The sequence below is a fragment of the Novosphingobium sp. 550D genome (genome assembly GCF_057401885.1).
This window is the reverse complement of sequence record NZ_CM171613.1, coordinates 2,599,611-2,617,573: the sequence shown is the minus strand read 5'-3', so window position 1 is coordinate 2,617,573 and position 17,963 is coordinate 2,599,611. Positions and strand designations below refer to the sequence as shown.

The 17,963-nt window shown below is 60.8% G+C and carries 18 protein-coding genes and 2 riboswitches; of the genes, 7 read left to right on the top strand and 11 right to left on the bottom strand.

Translation table 11 applies throughout. The annotated features are described in order from the left end of the window. Window positions 1–4 precede the first annotated feature (4 nt). The 4 genes from AC2S2E_RS12405 (at window position 5) to AC2S2E_RS12390 (ending at window position 3,309) form a co-directional block, all read left to right on the top strand. The gene (locus tag AC2S2E_RS12405; protein WP_476103787.1) at window positions 5–877 is read left to right on the top strand and encodes a F0F1 ATP synthase subunit gamma; all 873 of its coding nucleotides are present in this window, start codon (window positions 5–7) and stop codon (window positions 875–877) included. A 29-nt stretch (window positions 878–906) separates the two neighbouring features. Continuing rightward, entirely contained in the window at window positions 907–2,343 is a 1,437-nt protein-coding gene (gene atpD / locus AC2S2E_RS12400; protein WP_476103790.1) for a F0F1 ATP synthase subunit beta, read from the top strand. A gap of 3 nt (window positions 2,344–2,346) precedes the next feature. Beyond that, the gene (locus tag AC2S2E_RS12395) at window positions 2,347–2,604 is read left to right on the top strand and encodes an ATP synthase F1 subunit epsilon (RefSeq protein ID WP_486522542.1); all 258 of its coding nucleotides are present in this window, start codon (window positions 2,347–2,349) and stop codon (window positions 2,602–2,604) included. 270 nt (window positions 2,605–2,874) lie between these two features. Continuing rightward, window positions 2,875–3,309: a hypothetical protein gene (locus tag AC2S2E_RS12390; protein ID WP_486522541.1), complete on the top strand. Its 435-nt coding sequence runs from the start codon at window positions 2,875–2,877 to the stop codon at window positions 3,307–3,309. A 142-nt stretch (window positions 3,310–3,451) separates the two neighbouring features. Here AC2S2E_RS12390 and AC2S2E_RS12385 read toward each other — a convergent pair whose 3' ends face one another. Continuing rightward, window positions 3,452–3,793 carry an HNH endonuclease gene (locus AC2S2E_RS12385; RefSeq protein ID WP_486522540.1) on the bottom strand — a complete coding sequence of 114 codons (342 nt, stop codon included), beginning with the start codon at window positions 3,791–3,793 and terminating at the stop codon, window positions 3,452–3,454. Window positions 3,794–3,907: 114 nt separating this feature from the next. Between AC2S2E_RS12385 and AC2S2E_RS12380 the strand changes: the two genes are divergently transcribed. Both AC2S2E_RS12380 and AC2S2E_RS12375 read left to right on the top strand, forming a co-directional pair. Continuing rightward, entirely contained in the window at window positions 3,908–5,425 is a 1,518-nt protein-coding gene (locus AC2S2E_RS12380; RefSeq protein WP_476103804.1) for a TadA family conjugal transfer-associated ATPase, read from the top strand. 64 nt (window positions 5,426–5,489) lie between these two features. Beyond that, window positions 5,490–6,398, top strand: a complete 909-nt coding sequence (locus AC2S2E_RS12375; protein WP_486522539.1) for a DMT family transporter — start codon at window positions 5,490–5,492, stop codon at window positions 6,396–6,398. A gap of 51 nt (window positions 6,399–6,449) precedes the next feature. Here AC2S2E_RS12375 and gcvPB read toward each other — a convergent pair whose 3' ends face one another. From gcvPB to AC2S2E_RS12325, 10 genes are all read right to left on the bottom strand, one after another. Further along, complete coding sequence (gcvPB, locus tag AC2S2E_RS12370) at window positions 6,450–8,003, bottom strand: aminomethyl-transferring glycine dehydrogenase subunit GcvPB (RefSeq protein ID WP_486522538.1); 1,554 nt, start codon at window positions 8,001–8,003, stop codon at window positions 6,450–6,452. Then, window positions 8,003–9,358, bottom strand: a complete 1,356-nt coding sequence (gene gcvPA / locus AC2S2E_RS12365; RefSeq protein ID WP_486522537.1) for an aminomethyl-transferring glycine dehydrogenase subunit GcvPA — start codon at window positions 9,356–9,358, stop codon at window positions 8,003–8,005. The genes gcvPB and gcvPA overlap by 1 nt, the downstream gene beginning before the upstream one ends. A gap of 6 nt (window positions 9,359–9,364) precedes the next feature. Further along, window positions 9,365–9,736 (bottom strand): glycine cleavage system protein GcvH, encoded by a 372-nt coding sequence (gene gcvH, locus AC2S2E_RS12360; protein WP_476103816.1) that lies wholly within the window; start codon window positions 9,734–9,736, stop codon window positions 9,365–9,367. Continuing rightward, window positions 9,733–10,920 carry a glycine cleavage system aminomethyltransferase GcvT gene (gene gcvT / locus AC2S2E_RS12355; RefSeq protein ID WP_476103818.1) on the bottom strand — a complete coding sequence of 396 codons (1,188 nt, stop codon included), beginning with the start codon at window positions 10,918–10,920 and terminating at the stop codon, window positions 9,733–9,735. The genes gcvH and gcvT overlap by 4 nt, the downstream gene beginning before the upstream one ends. Before the next feature lie 34 nt (window positions 10,921–10,954). Further along, window positions 10,955–11,071, bottom strand: a riboswitch (glycine riboswitch). Then, window positions 11,072–11,172: riboswitch (glycine riboswitch) on the bottom strand. Window positions 11,173–11,275: 103 nt separating this feature from the next. Continuing rightward, complete coding sequence (locus tag AC2S2E_RS12350) at window positions 11,276–12,436, bottom strand: deoxyguanosinetriphosphate triphosphohydrolase (protein ID WP_486522536.1); 1,161 nt, start codon at window positions 12,434–12,436, stop codon at window positions 11,276–11,278. A 255-nt stretch (window positions 12,437–12,691) separates the two neighbouring features. Continuing rightward, window positions 12,692–12,997 carry a hypothetical protein gene (locus tag AC2S2E_RS12345; protein ID WP_486522535.1) on the bottom strand — a complete coding sequence of 102 codons (306 nt, stop codon included), beginning with the start codon at window positions 12,995–12,997 and terminating at the stop codon, window positions 12,692–12,694. Between the two features lie 12 nt (window positions 12,998–13,009). Then, window positions 13,010–14,560: an NAD(P)(+) transhydrogenase (Re/Si-specific) subunit beta gene (locus tag AC2S2E_RS12340; protein ID WP_486522534.1), complete on the bottom strand. Its 1,551-nt coding sequence runs from the start codon at window positions 14,558–14,560 to the stop codon at window positions 13,010–13,012. Then, window positions 14,560–14,856, bottom strand: a complete 297-nt coding sequence (locus tag AC2S2E_RS12335; RefSeq protein ID WP_273619060.1) for a proton-translocating transhydrogenase family protein — start codon at window positions 14,854–14,856, stop codon at window positions 14,560–14,562. The genes AC2S2E_RS12340 and AC2S2E_RS12335 overlap by 1 nt, the downstream gene beginning before the upstream one ends. Before the next feature lie 12 nt (window positions 14,857–14,868). Beyond that, entirely contained in the window at window positions 14,869–15,987 is a 1,119-nt protein-coding gene (locus AC2S2E_RS12330) for an NAD(P) transhydrogenase subunit alpha (protein WP_486524596.1), read from the bottom strand. 22 nt (window positions 15,988–16,009) lie between these two features. Then, the gene (locus AC2S2E_RS12325; protein WP_486522533.1) at window positions 16,010–16,135 is read right to left on the bottom strand and encodes an aa3-type cytochrome c oxidase subunit IV; all 126 of its coding nucleotides are present in this window, start codon (window positions 16,133–16,135) and stop codon (window positions 16,010–16,012) included. 214 nt (window positions 16,136–16,349) lie between these two features. Between AC2S2E_RS12325 and AC2S2E_RS12320 the strand changes: the two genes are divergently transcribed. Beyond that, window positions 16,350–17,774: a sigma-54-dependent transcriptional regulator gene (locus tag AC2S2E_RS12320; protein WP_486522532.1), complete on the top strand. Its 1,425-nt coding sequence runs from the start codon at window positions 16,350–16,352 to the stop codon at window positions 17,772–17,774. The last annotated feature ends 189 nt before the right edge of the window (window positions 17,775–17,963 follow it).

The following is a 17,963-nucleotide window of genomic DNA, read 5'->3' as shown; positions in this document are numbered from 1 at the left end:
GGCAATGGCCAGCCTTAAGGAACTCAAAGGCCGGATCAACTCGGTCAAATCGACCCAGAAGATCACCAAGGCCAAGCAGATGGTCGCGGCAGCGAAATTGCGTAAAGCGCAATCCGCTGCCGAGGCCGCGCGCCCCTATGCATCGCGGCTGGCCGGCGTTGTCGCCAGCCTCGCCTCGCGCATTGTGGTCAGCGAAAATAGCCCGAAGCTGCTGGCGGGCACCGGCAAGGATGCGGTGCATCTGCTGGTGGTGGCCAATTCGGACCGTGGTCTGTGCGGCGCGTTCAACTCGAACATCGTCAAGGCCGCTCGCCTGAAGGCCAAGGCTCTGGAAGCCGAAGGCAAGAAGGTGGCGTTCTATCTGATCGGTCGCAAGGGCCGCGCGGTTATCCGTCGCGAATATCCTAACGCAATCATCGGTGGCTTTGACACCACGACCGTTCGCGAAGCAGGATATGCCGAAGCGGACGCGATCGTTGCCGAACTGATGGCGCTGTACGAAGCTGGAAAGTTTGACGTAGCGCACCTGTTCTTCAGCCGTTTCCGCAGCGCCCTGCTGCAGGAACCGACCGAACAGCAGATCATCCCCGTGCCCGCTCCCAAGTCGGAAGTGGCCGCGGATTCGGTGGTCGAGTATGAGCCCGAGGAAGAAGAAATCCTCGCCGCTCTGCTGCCGCGCTATCTCAAGACCCAGATCTTTGGCGCGCTGCTGGAAAATTCGGCCAGCGAGCAGGGTGCATCCATGACCGCCATGGATAACGCCACCCGCAACGCCGGCGAACTGATCAGCAAGCTGACCATCCAGTATAACCGCAGCCGTCAGGCCGCGATCACCACTGAACTCATCGAAATCATCGCGGGCGCCGAAGCGCTCTGACGACGACACAGCAGGCAAGGAAGAAACCCATGTCCACCAGCACTGGCAAAATTGCCCAGGTTATCGGCGCCGTCGTCGACGTTGCCTTCGACGGGGAACTCCCGGCGATTCTGACCGCTCTGGAAACCGACAACAACGGCAACCGTCTGGTTCTCGAAGTTGCTCAGCACCTTGGCGAAAACACCGTCCGCACCATCGCCATGGACGCGACCGACGGGCTGACCCGTGGTCAGATCGTGACCAGCACCGGCGCGCAGATTTCGGTGCCGGTTGGCCCGATGACGCTGGGCCGCATCATGAACGTCGTGGGCGATCCCATCGACGAACGCGGTCCGGTTGGCGCTGCTCAGGTTGCCCCGATCCACGCCAAGGCCCCGGAATTCATCGACCAGTCGACCGAAGCCGCGATCCTCGTGACCGGCATCAAGGTCATCGACCTTCTGGCTCCCTATGCCAAGGGTGGTAAGATCGGTCTGTTCGGCGGCGCGGGCGTTGGCAAGACGGTTCTCATTCAGGAACTGATCAACAACATCGCCAAGGGCCACGGCGGCGTGTCGGTTTTCGCGGGCGTCGGTGAACGTACCCGTGAAGGTAACGACCTTTACCACGAATTCCTCGACGCCGGCGTTATCGCCAAGGACGCCGATGGCAACCCGACCCCCGATGGTTCGAAGGTTGCTCTGGTGTTCGGCCAGATGAACGAACCGCCGGGCGCGCGCGCTCGCGTGGCTTTGTCGGGTCTGACCATGGCTGAATACTTCCGCGACCAGGAAGGCCAGGACGTGCTGTTCTTCGTGGACAACATCTTCCGCTTCACGCAGGCCGGTTCGGAAGTGTCGGCTCTGCTGGGCCGTATTCCTTCGGCCGTGGGTTATCAGCCCACCCTGTCGACCGACATGGGCGCGCTGCAGGAACGCATCACCTCGACCACCAAGGGTTCGATTACCTCGGTTCAGGCCATTTACGTTCCCGCGGACGACCTTACCGACCCGGCGCCGGCCACCTCGTTCGCCCACTTGGACGCTACGACCACGCTGAACCGTGCGATTTCGGAACTCGGCATCTATCCGGCGGTTGACCCGCTCGACTCGACCTCGCGCGTGCTGACGCCCGCCGTTGTCGGCCAAGAGCACTACGAAACCGCCCGCCGCGTTCAGGAAACGCTGCAAAAGTACAAGTCGCTGCAGGACATCATCGCGATTCTGGGCATGGACGAGCTTTCGGAAGAAGATAAGCTCACCGTTGCCCGCGCCCGCAAGATCCAGCGCTTCCTGTCGCAGCCCTTCCACGTGGCCGAAGTGTTCACCGGCATCAGCGGCAAGTTCGTTCAGGTCGAAGACACGGTCCGTTCGTTCAAGGCAGTTGTGGACGGCGAATACGACCACCTGCCCGAAGCAGCCTTCTACATGGTTGGCGGCATCGACGAAGCGGTCGAAAAGGCCAAGAAGCTGGCTGCGGAGGCCTAAGTCATGGCCCTGCACTTCGAACTCGTCACGCCTGCGAAGCTGGTCCGCTCCGAGGAAGTCCACATGGTGGTCGTCCCCGGTTCGGAAGGTGAGTTCGGCGTGCTGGAAGGGCATGCGCCCTTCCTTTCGACCATCACCGACGGCACCGTGAAGGTTTACAAGACCGAAAACGGCGCACCGGAAGAAATCGTCATCGTCGGCGGCTTTGCCGAAGTGACGCCCAAGGGCCTGACCGTTCTGGCGGAAAAGCTTGCCGGGTAAACGTCACGATTGACGGAAATCAGATTGAGGGGCTGGAAAGGGGTTTGCGCCTTTTTCCGGCCCCTTTTCTGTTTAGGGCGGGAATTTTGCCTCCGGCGGGCAAAGGGCGGCGGCCCTTTGCAATCCCGATACCGTCAATGTGAAGTTACAGGATCAGCTCGTGTAATCGGGGACCGCTAGTTTTGAAAGCTGCTTCGCAGCGGGGAAAGACCGGAAATGGTGGAAAGCAGTCATTGAGTGATGATCTGCATCCGACTACAATTAGTCGTTATGGCGACCACAGAACTATCATCGACTGTCCATGATGCGATCCAGCATTTTTGCGCCGATGGTGATGCACTGGCCTCTGCTGGCAGATATGAAGAAGCCATCGCCGAATATAATCGAGCATGGGAGATCGTTCCCGAGCCAAAGAGCCAATGGAATGCATCCACTTGGATTTTGGCGGCAATCGGTGACGCGGCGTTTCTAGCAAACTACAACACCTCAGCGAAAGAGGCGCTGGAATACGCGATGGTTTGTCCCGATGCGGTAGGCAATCCATTCCTTCATCTTAGGCTGGGACAGGTACTTCTCGATATGGGGGAGCATGATCGCGCTGGCGACGAGTTAATGCGGGCTTATATGGGTGCTGGAGCGGAATTGTTTGCCAACGAAGATCAACGATACCTGTCCTTTCTTCGCACCAGAGCGGCGCTAGACTGAACGACCGACTTTGGGGCGATTGCTGTCATTCAGGCAACAAAGTCTTCCGAAACGCCATACCTACAACAGCGAGATTGCAAAGGGCCCCTACTCTTTACCCGCCGGAGGCATCAAACGGAGGCTCAAACCTTCTATCAAATCCCTATCGCTTTCCCTTTCTGGCCGTTGGCGCATGAAAATTTGGATCCTTTCCGGCCACCCATTTCATGAATTTCCCGATAGCCTCATGGTCACGCAGCAGGTCGACATCCATGCCCACCCGCGCCAATTCGGCATTGGTGAAAGTGGTATGCAAAATGCGATGGCAAATCGGGTGAACGCCCACCACGGCGCGGCCCCCTCGCGATTTTGGTACGGGGTGGTGCCATTCGACAAGATCGCCCAACATCCGTTCGCACAGCCAGCATGTTGCAGGTGGGGTTACCGAATTGGGCTCATCTGCCTCATCAAAATCGGTATTTGCCCGATAGCGCCGCTTGGCCATTAGCAAATCCTCAAAGTTTGCACTCTATTCACCTTGTCAAATTGGCACAGGCTGTTCGCGTTCCAAAGCGGGCCTGCGCGAAAATTGTGTGGTTTGTGAAGGAATGGACGAACGATGAGCGCATTCGGTCGACGCACTGGCCCCGGCAGCTTCGGCGCTGGCGCAAGACCGCAATTTGGCGTGGCGCGTCCGATGCGGGCCGATGGCCTGCCCGCCGGTGCGCCCCCGCCGCCATCGGGCGGGGAACAGTTCCCTCCCCTGCCCGCCGAACCCGACATGCCGATGGAAATGTCCAAAGGCGGCGATGCCATGGCCCGCCTTGCCGAGCGGATGAATTCCACCGTCGAGGGCACCCGTCAGGCCGAAGGTTTCGAGGCCAGCGTCCACAAGATCAAGGAGCAGGTGCTTCCCCGCCTGCTGGAACGTGTGGACCCGGAAGCGGCCGCGACGCTGACCAAGGATGAGTTGGCCGAGGAATTCCGCCCGATCATCATGGAGGTGCTGGCCGAGCTGAAAATCACGCTTAACCGTCGCGAACAATTCGCGCTGGAAAAGGTGCTGATCGACGAATTGCTCGGCTTTGGTCCGCTTGAGGAATTGCTCAACGATCCTGACGTGTCCGACATCATGGTCAACGGGCCGGACCAGACCTATATTGAAAAGAAGGGCAAACTGACCCTTTCAACGATCCGTTTCCGCGATGAACAGCATCTGTTCCAGATCGCTCAGCGCATCGTCAATCAGGTCGGCCGCCGCGTTGACCAGACCACGCCGCTGGCCGACGCCCGTTTGAAGGACGGCAGCCGTGTGAACGTGATCGTCCCACCGCTCTCCTTGCGCGGCACGGCGATCTCGATCCGTAAATTTTCCGAAAAGCCGATCACGATCGACATGCTGCGCGATTTCGGGTCGATGAATGACAAGATGGCCACGGCGCTGAAAATCGCGGGCGCCTGCCGGATGAACATCGTGATTTCGGGCGGTACGGGTTCGGGTAAAACCACGATGCTCAACGCCCTGTCCAAAATGATCGATCCGGGCGAGCGTGTGCTGACCATCGAAGACGCGGCCGAACTTCGCCTGCAGCAGCCGCACTGGCTGCCGCTGGAAACCCGCCCGCCCAACCTTGAAGGCCAGGGCGCGATCACCATCGGCGACCTTGTGAAGAACGCTCTGCGTATGCGCCCCGACCGCATCATCCTGGGCGAAATTCGCGGCGCGGAATGTTTCGACTTGCTGGCCGCAATGAACACGGGTCACGATGGCTCGATGTGTACGCTCCACGCCAATAGCCCACGCGAATGTCTTGGCCGTATGGAAAACATGATCCTGATGGGCGACATCAAGATCCCCAAGGAAGCCATCAGCCGTCAGATCGCCGAATCGGTGGACCTGATCGTTCAGGTCAAGCGCCTGCGCGATGGCAGCCGCCGCACCACCAACATCACCGAAGTGATCGGGATGGAGGGCGACGTGATCGTGACGCAGGAATTGTTCAAATTCGAATATCTGGACGAAACCGACGACGGCAAGATCATCGGCGAATGGCGTTCATCGGGCCTGCGCCCCTATACGCTGGAAAAAGCGCGCCAATTCGGCTTTGATCAGACTTTCCTCGAAGCCTGTCTTTAACGCGCAGGCGGGCCTTGCGAAAAAAGCGGTGCCACAAACCGCCTCTTTGCACTAAGGCCCGACTGTGCTTCAAAATCAACGCCCCTTTCTTGCGCTGGGCCTTCGCCTGACGGCAACGGTCGCGCTTGCAACGCTGTATATGATGGTCAAATTGCTCCATCAGCACGGCGTCCCCCTGCCCGAAATCATGTTCTGGCGCCAGGCGATCACCTTGCCCTTGCTGGGCGGCTGGCTGTTGATGCGGGGCAAACTTTATTCGCTTTATACCAAGCGGTTAAAGAACCATGCGATGCGCACCGTCACGGGGACAATCGGCATGGTCTGCCTGTTTGGTGCACAGGTTTTGCTACCCTTGCCGGTGGCCACGATCCTTGGCTTTACCACGCCGCTCTTTGCGGTGCTGTTGACGGCGATTGTCTATAGATCAGCGCCGGGTATGTTGCGCTGGCTGGCGGTCGCGCTGGGCTTTGCCGGCGTGTTGATCATCACCGCCCCGGCGGGCGGCGGCCCATCCATGGCCGGTTCCATCTCGCCGCTCGGCCTTGCCGCAGGTCTGTGTTCGGGCTTTCTGGTGGCCGTTATCAGCCTTCAGATCCGCGATCTGACCAGCACCGAAACGCCGATTTCCGTGGTGTTCTATTTCGCGCTCTTTGGCTCATTGCTGACGCTGATCCCGATGCTGCTCTACCGCACGCCCCATCCCGCCATGGTCTGGGCCGGGATCATCGCCATGGGCGTGGTGGGTACCTTGGCACAGGTCCTGATGACCGCCGCCTTGCGCTTTGGTTCGGCGGCCAGCGTTCTGGTCATGGATTACGCGACGCTGATCTGGACCACATTCTATGGCTGGGCGATCTTTGCGCAATTGCCGCCCGCGCATACTTGGGCCGGGGCGCCGCTGATCGTGGCGGCGGGGATGATGATTGCCCTGCGCGAACATCGCCGCATCAAGGCCGCGCGCGAAACCGCATAGAAAAAGGGCCGCTGCGCGAACGCAACGGCCCTCCTCCTGCGACCCTATAGCTTAGTCCTTCCAGACCAGCTTGGGCTTGCGCGCTGCCAATGTTTCATCAACACGGCGACGCGGTGTATAGTGGGGCGCGCTTTTCAGCGTGACGTCCCCGGCACGCCCACGCTCGGCCAGCGAACGGAGCGAGGAGATCAGGCGGTCGGTGCCTGCCTTGCTTTCGGTTTCGGTGGGTTCGACCAGCATCGCGCCATGGACCACCAGCGGGAAATAGACCGTCATCGGGTGGAAACCCTCGTCGATCAGACCCTTGGCAATATCCAGCGTCGAGAAGCCATCGGCCATGCCATCGTCGCTGAAGAGGGCTTCGTGCATGCACGGGCCAGAAGCGGCAAAAGGCGCATCCAGCACGTCTTCAAGCGAGCGCAGGATGTAATTGGCGTTCAGCACCGCATCTTCCGACACCTGACGCAGACCATCGGCCCCGTGGCTGAGGATATAGGTCAGCGCGCGGGTGAACATGCCCATCTGGCCATGGAATGCGGTCATGCGGCCAAAGCTGCTGGGGTGGCCGTGGGTTTCGGCATCGCCCTCTTCGACCAGATGCGCAACGCCATCAGCATCGAGCGTGGCAAAGGGCAGAGGCGCAAACGGCGCCAGCGCCGCCGACAGCACCACCGGACCCGAACCCGGACCACCGCCGCCATGGGGCGTCGAAAAGGTCTTGTGCAGGTTGATGTGCATGGCGTCGATGCCAAGGTCACCGGGGCGCACCTTGCCCACGATGGCGTTGAAATTCGCGCCGTCGCAGTAAACATAGCCGCCAATGGCGTGAACCGCATCCGAGATCGTCTTGAGATCACGTTCAAACAGCCCGCAGGTGTTCGGATTGGTGATCATCACGCCCGCAATATCCGGCCCAAGGCGAGCGGTCAGAGCGTCAACATCCACGCGGCCATCAGCAGTCGCAGGGATATTTTCCACGCGGAACCCGGCAAAGGCGGCCGTGGCAGGATTGGTGCCATGCGCGCTTTCGGGGACCAGAACGACCGGGCGTTCCTCACCGCGAGCGGTCAGAGCGGCACGGATGCAGAGCAGGCCGCAAAGCTCACCATGCGCGCCCGCCTTGGGCGTCATGGCCACAGCGGGCATGCCCGTCAGCGCCATCAGCCAGTCGGCCAATTGCGTGATGACCTTCAGCGCGCCCTGCACCGTCTGGGTCGGTTGCAACGGGTGAACGTCGGCAAAACCGGCCATCCGCGCGACCTTTTCATTGAGGCGCGGATTGTGCTTCATCGTGCAGGAGCCGAGCGGGAACGGCCCCAGATCGATGGCATAATTCTGACGCGAGAGGCGGGTATAGTGGCGCACCACTTCCGGTTCGGTCAGGCCCGGCAGAGCGGGAGCCGCCTTGCGCAGGAATTTGCCCAGCGCGGGCGCGGGGGCCACATCGGCGTCGTCAAAATCGACGCCATAGGTGCCCGGCTCGGCCAGTTCGAAGATCAGCTTTTCTTCAAGGTTGAGACCATGATCGCCGCTGTTGGTGGGGGGCAGGATCGCGCCGGCCTCACCCATTTCCGGACGCCAGCCCGAAGCGTTGGGAGCGTTCATCACAGCACCTCCTTGAGCGCCGCAACCAGCGCCGCAATATCTTCATCACTCGTGCATTCGGTCGCCGTCAGCAGCAGGCCATTGGCCAGCGCTGGAACCTCGGCATAGAGGCGGCCCAAAGGCACACCGCCCAGAATGTCCCGCGCCGCCAGAGCATCAACCACTTCACGTGCATCCTTGGGCAGGATCACCGTGAATTCGTTGAAATAGGCATCATTCAGGACCGACACGCCCGGAACCGCCGCCAAAGCGGCCGCCAGAGCCTGCGCCTTGCCATGGTTGATGCGGGCCAGACGTTCCAGACCAGCGCCGCCCAGCAGGCTCATGTGAATGCTGAAAGCCAGCGCGCACAGGCCGGAATTGGTGCAGATATTGCTGGTCGCCTTTTCGCGGCGGATGTGCTGTTCGCGGGTGGAAAGCGTCAGCACGAAGCTGCGGCGACCTTCGGCATCCACCGTTTCGCCGCAAAGGCGGCCGGGGATCTGGCGCAGGAACTTTTCACGGCAACCGAACAGGCCCAGATACGGCCCGCCAAATTGCAGGCCTACGCCCAGCGACTGCCCCTCACCCACGACGATGTCGGCGCCCAGCGCACCCGGCGCTTCGAGCAGACCCAGCGCCACAGGCTCGGTCACGACCACGATCAGCAGCGCGCCCTGGGCCTGCGCCGCCGAAGAAATCGCGGCCAGATCGGGAATGCGGCCCAGAATGTCAGGGTACTGGACCACAACCGCGCTGGTTTCACCGTCGATGGCCGCAATGATCGCGGCATCCTCGGCGTCCGCCGACAGCACCGGGGCCTGCGCCACCAGCACGTCATCGGTGAAACGCGCCATAGTCTGCGCGGTAGCTACATAATGCGGGTGCAAACCGCCCGTCAGGATCGACTTCTTCCGCTTGGTCACGCGATGCGCCATGGCGATCGCTTCCCAGCATGCGGTCGAACCGTCATAGAGGCTGGCATTGGCGATGTCGGTGCCCAGCAAACGCGCTACCTGCGTCTGGAACTCGAACAGCACCTGAAGCGTGCCTTGGGCGATTTCCGGCTGATAGGGCGTATAGGCCGTCAGGAATTCGCCGCGCTGGATCAGGTGATCGACGCTGGCCGGAATATGGTGCTTGTACGCGCCCGCGCCCAGAAAGAAGGGCGCCGCGCCCGCCGACAGGTTTTCCGCCGAAAGGCGGCCCATGTGGCGTTCCACAGCCATTTCGCTGGCATGGGCCGGAAGGCCCGCGATCGGCCCGCTTTGCAAAGCATCGGCGGGCACATCGGAAAACAGCGCGTCAATCTTGTCCACGCCGATCCGCGCCAACATGGCGGCGCGATCGGCCGGGGTGAGAGGCAAATAGCGCATAAGGGATTAGAGCTCCGCAATATAGGCGGCGTAGGCGGCCTCATCCATCAGATCGGCCAGATCACCGGCATCGGCCACGCTCATGCGCCACAGCCAGCCTTCGCTTTCGGGCGAGGTGTTGACCAGTTCGGGCGCTTCTTCCAACGCCGGATTGCCTTCGGTCACTTCGCCCGCAACGGGGGCGTAAACGTCGCTGGCGGCCTTGACGCTGTCCACCACGCTGGCGGTGTCGCCCTTGGCCAGGGTCTTGCCCGCTTCGGGAACTTCGACAAAGGTGATGTCGCCCAGAGCGTTCTGCGCGAAATCGGTGATCCCAACGGTCGCAACGTCGCCGTCAACGGAAATCCACTCGTGGTCCTTGGTGAAATAACGGGTCATTTTGCGGCTCCTTTGCGGAAATAGCGATGGGGAACAAAAGGCATGGCAGCGACCGTGGCGGGCAATTTCTTGCCGCGCACGTCGATGAAGAGTTCGGTGCCGGGCTCGCCCAGAGCGGCGGGCACATCGGCCATGGCGATGGGGCAACCAAGGCTGGGCGCGAAACCGCCCGAGGTCAGCACGCCGACCTTTTCCTCGCCGCTGTAAACCTCAGCGCCTTCGCGCGCGGCCTGACGGCCCGACAGTTTCAGGCCGACACGGACCGTTTCCGTGCCCTGTGACAGGCCGGTCAGGATGCGGTCGGCGCCGGGGAAACCGCCTTCGGCGCGGCGGCGCTTGGAAATAGCGAAGGACAGGCCCGCGCTGATGGGGTCGATTTCTTCGTTCAGGTCATGACCGTAGAGCGGCAGGCCAGCTTCCATACGAAGGCTGTCACGCGCGCCAAGGCCGATGGGCTTGACCGCCGGATGGGTGCAGAGCATTTCGGCCAAGGCTTCGGCGCTCTCGGCCGGGACCGCGATTTCATAGCCATCTTCGCCGGTATAACCGCTACGGCTGATATGCAGTTCGACGCCGTTCCAGACATAATGTCCGGCCTGCATAAAGGAGAGCTGGTCCACCGCGGCAACCTCCGGCTGGGCCGGTTCGATACCAAAAGAGGCCAGAGCCTCCGCCGCGCAGGGGCCTTGCAGCGCGAGCAGCGCGAAATCGTCGCGATGCGTCAGCGTGATGTCGTCGGGCAGGAATTCGCGCAAATGGCCGATGTCGTCCCACTTGGTCGCGCCATTGACGATCAGGAAGAAACCATTGGCCCAACGTGTGATCATCAGATCATCGATAATGCCGCCGGTTTCGTTGAGCAGCAGCGAGTAACGTTGACGACCAACCTTGAGGATCGAAAGGTCCGCGGGCATCAGCGCTTCCAGCGCAGTGATGGCGTCTTCCTGCGCTTCGTCTTCGCTCGACACGACCAACTGGCCCATGTGGCTGACGTCGAACAGGCCGGCGTTTTCGCGGGTCCACAGGTGTTCGCCCATGATGCCTTCGTATTGCACGGGCATCCAGTAACCGGCGAATTCGACCATGCGGCCACCGCGTGCGCGGTGCCATGCATCAAGGGGAAGCGTGAGGGTTTCGGGGGTTTCGATCTCTTCGACCGAGTCAGAATCGTATGTGTCGCTCACTAATCAGCCTTCCGCACAGCGTTGCACCAATCTCGGTGCCCCCTCTGTCACGGAAACCTGAGAGCTTAGCCCGCACATGGAAATGCGCAGATTTACCCCTTCGGCGGCCCTCGAACCGATTGGTCCGATTGCACTTTCCAGAGCGTCGCTATTGACCGACACGGTCCTTATTGCCTGAGAGATTCCGGGGCGGTTGCTCCTTCGGCGCCGGATAATTCTTTCGAATCATCCGAACTCTCCCGCATCGTTCAGCGACTGATGTCCGCCTTCTCTTTTTGCGGCGCAAAAGTCAAACAGAGTGTCAGAAATTCTACCCCAATACGCAATCTGGTCACCAAATCCGGCACGATGTGGCTCAGACGTTGCTCAAACCCTCCGGCGCGGTGCCGAAAATGGTCCGATATTGTGCGATGGCGAAGCGATCCGTCATGCCGGCGATGAAATCGGCGATGTGGCGGCTGCGTTGAGGTTCAGCCGCAGGCAGGCGCGCGGCCCAATCCGCCCCCATGTGCCCCGGATTTTCGCGATAGGCAGCAAACAGGCCCGATACGACCTGATGCGCCTTTTCCGCCGTGGCCAGTTGTTCGGGGTGATAATAGAGCTTGGCGTACATAAAGCGCTTCAGCGTACGCTCGGCCTCACCCATCGCGGGCGAGAAGGCGACGCTGGCACGCGTGGCGGCGCGCACATCGGCGATGCTGGCCATGCCCGCCGTGCGGGCCTGCGTTTGCGCGATGACGTCATTGACCATGATGCCAATCTGGCTGCGCACCAGTTCGCGCAATTTGCGGTCATGAGGGGCGTTGGGGTGCTTTGCCTCCACCGCGCACCATTGTTCGGCCACGAAGGGTTGGGTCAACAGATCGTCGAGATGCAGGAATCCGGCGCGCAGCCCATCGTCAATGTCATGATTGTCATAGGCGATGTCGTCGGCAATCGCGGCCACCTGCGCCTCAAGACATGACCATTCGCCCAGATGCAGCGGATAGGCCGCATCCAGTTCGGCCAACGCCCAGTTGGGATTGCGCACCGGCCCGTTATGCTTGGCCAGCCCCTCCAGCGTCTCCCAAGTCAGGTTCAGCCCCTCATGCTCGCAATAAGGGCTTTCCAGACGCATCAGCGTCCGGAGCGTATTGGCATTGTGGTCCCATCCACCCTGCTCTTTGAGCGCTTCGTCCAACGCGTCCTCGCCGCTGTGGCCAAAGGGCGGGTGGCCGATGTCATGGGCAAGGCAGAGCGCCTCGGTCAAATCCTCGTCCAGCCCCAGCACGCGGGCAATGACGCGGCCGATCTGGGCCACCTCAAGGCTGTGGGTCAGGCGGACGCGGTAGTGATCTCCGTCGGGGGCAACGAAAACCTGCGTTTTATGGCGCAAACGTCGGAACGCAATCGAGTGGATGATCCGGTCGCGGTCGCGCTGATACGGGCTGCGCGGACCGCGGGCGATCGAGCCTTCCAGCGCGAATTCACGGCCAAGGGTTTGCGATGGGTCACAGGCCAGGGGGGATAGAGGCATCGGGTTGGGGTAGGCGGATTTCAGTTGAAGAAAAAGGGGAAAATGCGAGGGACTTGTCCCTCGCGCTCCTATTACTGTCTTTGTTGCGCCACGGGTTCTGCCTCAGGTGTCGGACGCGGCGTTGAAATGATAAAGCCTGCGGCGCCCATAACCAGCGCCGCAGGCTTTAAAAATCATCACACAACCGGGCAATTTCACGCCACCCATTAATGGGATTGCAAAGGGCCACCGCCCTTTGCCCGCCGGAGGCAAACCTTATCTTTCCCACCCGCTCATGCACAACCCAGCCGCCGCCGCCGTCACGCGAATGACTTCCGGGTCCTGAATTCGGCGCACCGCCATCACGTAATCAAACAGCGACCGCTTTGGCCCCTGCAACGCCTCCAACTGGCGCAATTGGGTGATGGTCAGCTTGTCCACCATATGCTCGGCCATGCAGGCCGACACCGGTTCGGACAGCCCCGCCCCGACAAGGGCCGATTTCACCCGGCCTCTGGCGATCCCCTGAACACAGCCCGACAGGGCAAGGGTAAGGGCAAGGACTGTCAGAACTTTACGCATTCAATGGACCCTTTAGTGGGCCAGCGCCTTGACGATGTCTTCCACCATCTTCTTGGCGTCGGCCAGCAGCATCATGGTCTGGTCCATGTAGAAGACATCATTATCAACACCTGAATAACCCACGCCGCCCATCGAGCGTTTGACGAACATGACGGTCTTGGCTTTGTCCACGTCGAAGACGGGCATGCCATAGATCGGGCTGGACTTGTCGGTCTTGGCGGCGGGGTTGACCACGTCATTGGCGCCGATGATGAAAGCAACGTCGCACTGGCCGAACTCGGAATTGATGTCCTCCAGTTCGAAGACTTCATCATAGGGCACATTTGCTTCGGCCAGCAAGACGTTCATATGGCCCGGCATTCGCCCGGCAACCGGGTGAATGGCATACTTGACGCTGACGCCTTCTTTTTTCAGCACATCGGCCATTTCGCGCAGCGCGTGCTGAGCTTGAGACACCGCCATGCCATAGCCGGGGATGATGATGACGCTCTCGGCCTCCTTCATCAGGAAGGCCGCGTCCTCGGCGCTGCCGCGCTTCCACGGGCGCTGTTCCTTGGCCGCGCCGCTGGCCGCTTCCGGCGCTGCGCCAAATCCGCCCGCGATCACGCTGATGAAACTGCGGTTCATCGCCTTGCACATGATGTAGCTCAGGATCGCGCCCGAAGACCCCACCAGCGCGCCGGTGATGATCATCGCGCTGTTATGCAGCGTGAAGCCCATCGCGGCGGCGGCCCAGCCCGAATAGGAATTGAGCATCGAGACCACCACCGGCATATCCGCCCCGCCAATCGGAATGATCAGCAAGAAGCCGATGATGAAGGCCAGCAGCGTGATCAGGCCGATCACCCAGAGCGACTGATCCATCGTGAAATAGCCGACAAGGCCAAGGATCGCGATGATCGTGCCAAGGTTGATGACATGGCGCCCCGGCAGCATGATCGGCGAACCCGACATCTTGCCCGCCAGCTTGAGGAAGGCGATGATCGAGCCGCTGAACGTGATCGCACCAATCGCGATGCCAAGGCCCATTTCGATGCAGGATTGGGCGGCGATATATACTGTCGTAACAGTATGTTCACCCCGAACCACTCCAGCAGCAGCCTCTTGTTCAGTTATACTGTGCAAAATAAAAGCAACGTGTTTTTCTGAAATCCCGAAAGCCTCAGGATTGAGATAGGCCGCCCAGCCCACCATCACCGCCGCCATCCCAACCAGCGAGTGAAACGCCGCCACCAATTGCGGCATCGCCGTCATGGCAATCCGCCGAGCGATGACAAAACCGATCCCGCCGCCCAAAGCAATTGCAGCGACAATCAGCGCAAACGATCCAAAGTCAGGACCGTAAAACGGTAAACCATCAGGCGGCGTATGTTCATAATACTGTGCTAAAGGAAAATGCGTCACCAACGTCGTGGCGACCGCAATCAGCATACCAATCATGCCATAGCGATTGCCCGAACGGCTGGTGGCCGGAGACGACAGGCCGCGCAGCGCCAGAATGAACAACACGCCGGAAACAAGATAGGCAAACATCGCCCATGAAGGAGTTGTGACATGTTCCATCACTTCTTCTCCTTCTTCTTATACATGGCCAGCATGCGCGCCGTCACCGCAAAACCGCCAAAGATGTTGACCGAGGCCAGCACCACCGCGCCCAGCCCCAGCCATTTCGACACGCCGCCCGCAGCGCCAATCCCGCTGGCCGCCGCCGCGATCAGCGCCCCCACCACGATCACCGAGGAAATGGCATTGGTCACCGCCATCAAGGGCGTGTGCAGCGCAGGCGTGACCGACCACACCACATAATAGCCGACGAAACACGCCAGCACGAAAATCGACAGGATCGAGATAAAGTCCATAATGCCCTCCCCTCAGAGCAGTCGTGGATTGACGACCTGGCCGCCGTGCGTCAGCCGGATCGCATTGCCGATTTCCTCGTCCAGAACGGGTCGCCCCGCCTCCTTGTCCCAAAAGGCCGAGAGGAAGTTGTAGAGATTGCGCGCAAACAGCGCCGAAGCATCGGCGGCCAGATGCGCGGGCGTATTGGAATAGCCCATGATCTTGACGCCATGGCGCTCGACAATCTGATCGGGCAAGCTGCCCTCGACATTGCCGCCCTGCGCCACGGCAAGGTCGAAAATGACGCTGCCGGGTTTCATCGTGGCAATCTGGGCATCGGTGATCAAACGCGGCGCGGCCCGTCCGGGGATCAGCGCCGTGGTGATGACAATGTCCTGCTTGGCAATATGGCTGGACACCAGTTCGGCCTGCGCCGCCTGATATTCCGCGCTCATTTCGGTGGCGTAACCACCCGCGCCCTCGCCCTCGATGCCGGCGACCTTTTCAACAAAGATCGGCTTGGCACCAAGGCTCTGGATCTGCTCCTTGGTCGCGCTGCGCACGTCGGTGGCCGACACCTGCGCGCCCAGACGGCGCGCGGTGGCGATAGCCTGCAAGCCCGCCACGCCCACGCCCATGATAAAGGCCTTGGCCGCCGAAATCGTGCCCGCCGCCGTCATCATCATCGGAAAGGCGCGACCATAGGTAGCCGCTGCATCAATCACCGCCTTGTAACCGGCAAGGTTGGATTGCGACGAAAGGATGTCCATCGACTGCGCACGGGTGATGCGCGGCATGAATTCCATCGCCAGCGCCTCAACACCGGCCGCCGCATAGGCATCAACCCGCGCACGCTGGCCAAAAGGATCCAGCCCCGCCGCGACCCATACGCCCGGTTTTGCACCGGACAGCATCGCCACATCCGGCCCTTGAACCCCCATCACGATATCCGCGCCCGCCACAACCGAGGCCGCATCACCGACAATGGCGCCCACAGCCGCATAATCAGCGTCAGCAATCGAGGCGGCATGCCCCGCCCCGCTTTCCACCGCGACCAAAGCGCCCAAGGCCGTGAATTTCTTGACCGTTTCCGGCGTCACACAGACGCGCGTTTCCCCCGCCGCCCTTTCACAAAGAGCAGCGATACGCAATTTTTCAGCCATTCCAGACCTTTCAGCGGGAGATAAGGTAGACGATGAAGGCAGCCAAAATAGCAATAATGGGGGTACTGATTTTGATCAGCCGAATGAAACCTTCATAGGTTTGCTTGGCCGCGGTAATATCCTGACTTTGCGCCATTGATTTTTCCCCTGTCCCATTAGTTCTTGTGCAATTCTTATCACCACGCCCATGAGGCACAAGGCAAAACTGCCCCATTCGAATGTCGCCGCGATAAATGGCCCAAAGGTAGGATTGGCCTCAGAAGAATTCCGGTCCCGAAACAAGACAGGTTTAAGCAGGTCTTTACCCATATTGGCTAAATGCCAAAGCCATGACGACAGACCGGGCAAATATGGCAGAATCCGAACAGCGCCTGTTGATGCTGATCGATGATGAACCGGCGCAGAGCCGCCTGATCACGGCTCTGGCCGCGCGTGAAGGGTGGCGGACGCTGGTGGTCAATGATGCCGAAACGGCGGTGGCCATGCTGGGCACGCGTCAGGGCATGCAATTGGGCGCGGTCATCCTTGACCAATGGGTGCCCGGTGACGAGGCCTGCTCGCTGATTGCCGATTTGCGCGGGCGCCGTCCGGCGCTGCCGATCCTGATGCTGACCACGTCGGCGTCGCCTTTGTTGGCGGTCGAGGCCATGCGTGCGGGGGCAACCGATTACCTGATCAAACCCATCGCGCCCGACCGGTTGATGAGCGCGCTGCGCAACGCCACAACGCGGGAAACGCCGCGCGATGAATTGCAGCCGCTGACCGAAAAGATGAACGGTCCTGCCGATTTTGAATCGATGATCGGGGCCGCGCCCTCCTTCCGCACCGCTTTGGCCATTGCGGCAAAGGCGGCGCGGGGTCAGGGCCATTTGCTGATCGAAGGCGAAAGCGGGACCGGCAAGGAAATGCTGGTGCGCGCCATTCACGCCGCTTCGCAACGCGCAAAAATGCCGCTGCGTATCGTCAATGCCGGGTCAACGCCGGGCAATTCAATTGAATCGGCCCTGTTCGGCCACGAAAAGGGTGCATTTCCGGGCGCGTTTGACCGGCAAATGGGCGCGATCCAATATTGCGATGGTGCAACGCTGGTCATTGATGAGATCGACCGCCTGCCCATCGGGGTTCAGGCGCGGCTGGCCGAATATCTGACCACGGGGTCATGCCGACCGATTGGCGCGCGCCATGCATTTCGTGTGGATGTGCGCCTGATCGCGGCGTCGAATTATCCTCTCAAGGAATTGATCCTCCACGGCGATTTCCTGCCCGAATTGCACGCGGCAATTTGTGCAACCACAGTGGCGCTGCCTCCGCTGCGTGCGCGGCTGGGGGATATTCCGGCGCTGGCGCGGCATTTTCTGGCCCGGATTGGCGAGCAACCCGGCTTGCGCCAACTGGGCATTACCGATGGGGCGCTGGCGCTGCTGTCTGCCTATGACTGGCCCGGCAATGTTCGGCAATTGCAAGCGGTGCTCTTCCGCGCTGCGGTTTTCTGTGATGGCGATGCGCTGACCGCCGACGACTTCCCGCAGCTGTCCAGCATGATTTCCGCCGAGCCCATTGGCGCAAATAGCGGCGTTACCCATGAAAGCGCGGGCGTAATGCTGTTCACTGCCGACGGCAATCTGCGTCCGCTCGAAGACATCGAGGCCGACGTCATCCGGCTGGCCATTGGCCATTATCGCGGGCGTATGACCGAAGTGGCGCGGCGGTTGGGGATCGGGCGTTCGACGCTCTATCGCAAATTGAGCGAGCTTGGCATTGGGGATGCGGCTTAGGTTTTAATTTGAGCCTCCGGCGGGCAAAGGGTCCCGACCCTTTGCAATCCCGTTAATTTAGCGTTTGGCCTGCCAAATAACGCCGATCCGCGAAGTGGTTTCATAGCCTGCGGCGCGGCAACTTCGCACAAGGACGATTAGGAGCGCCACCCCTTAAAGGGATCGCAAAGGGTTAAGACCCTTTGCCCG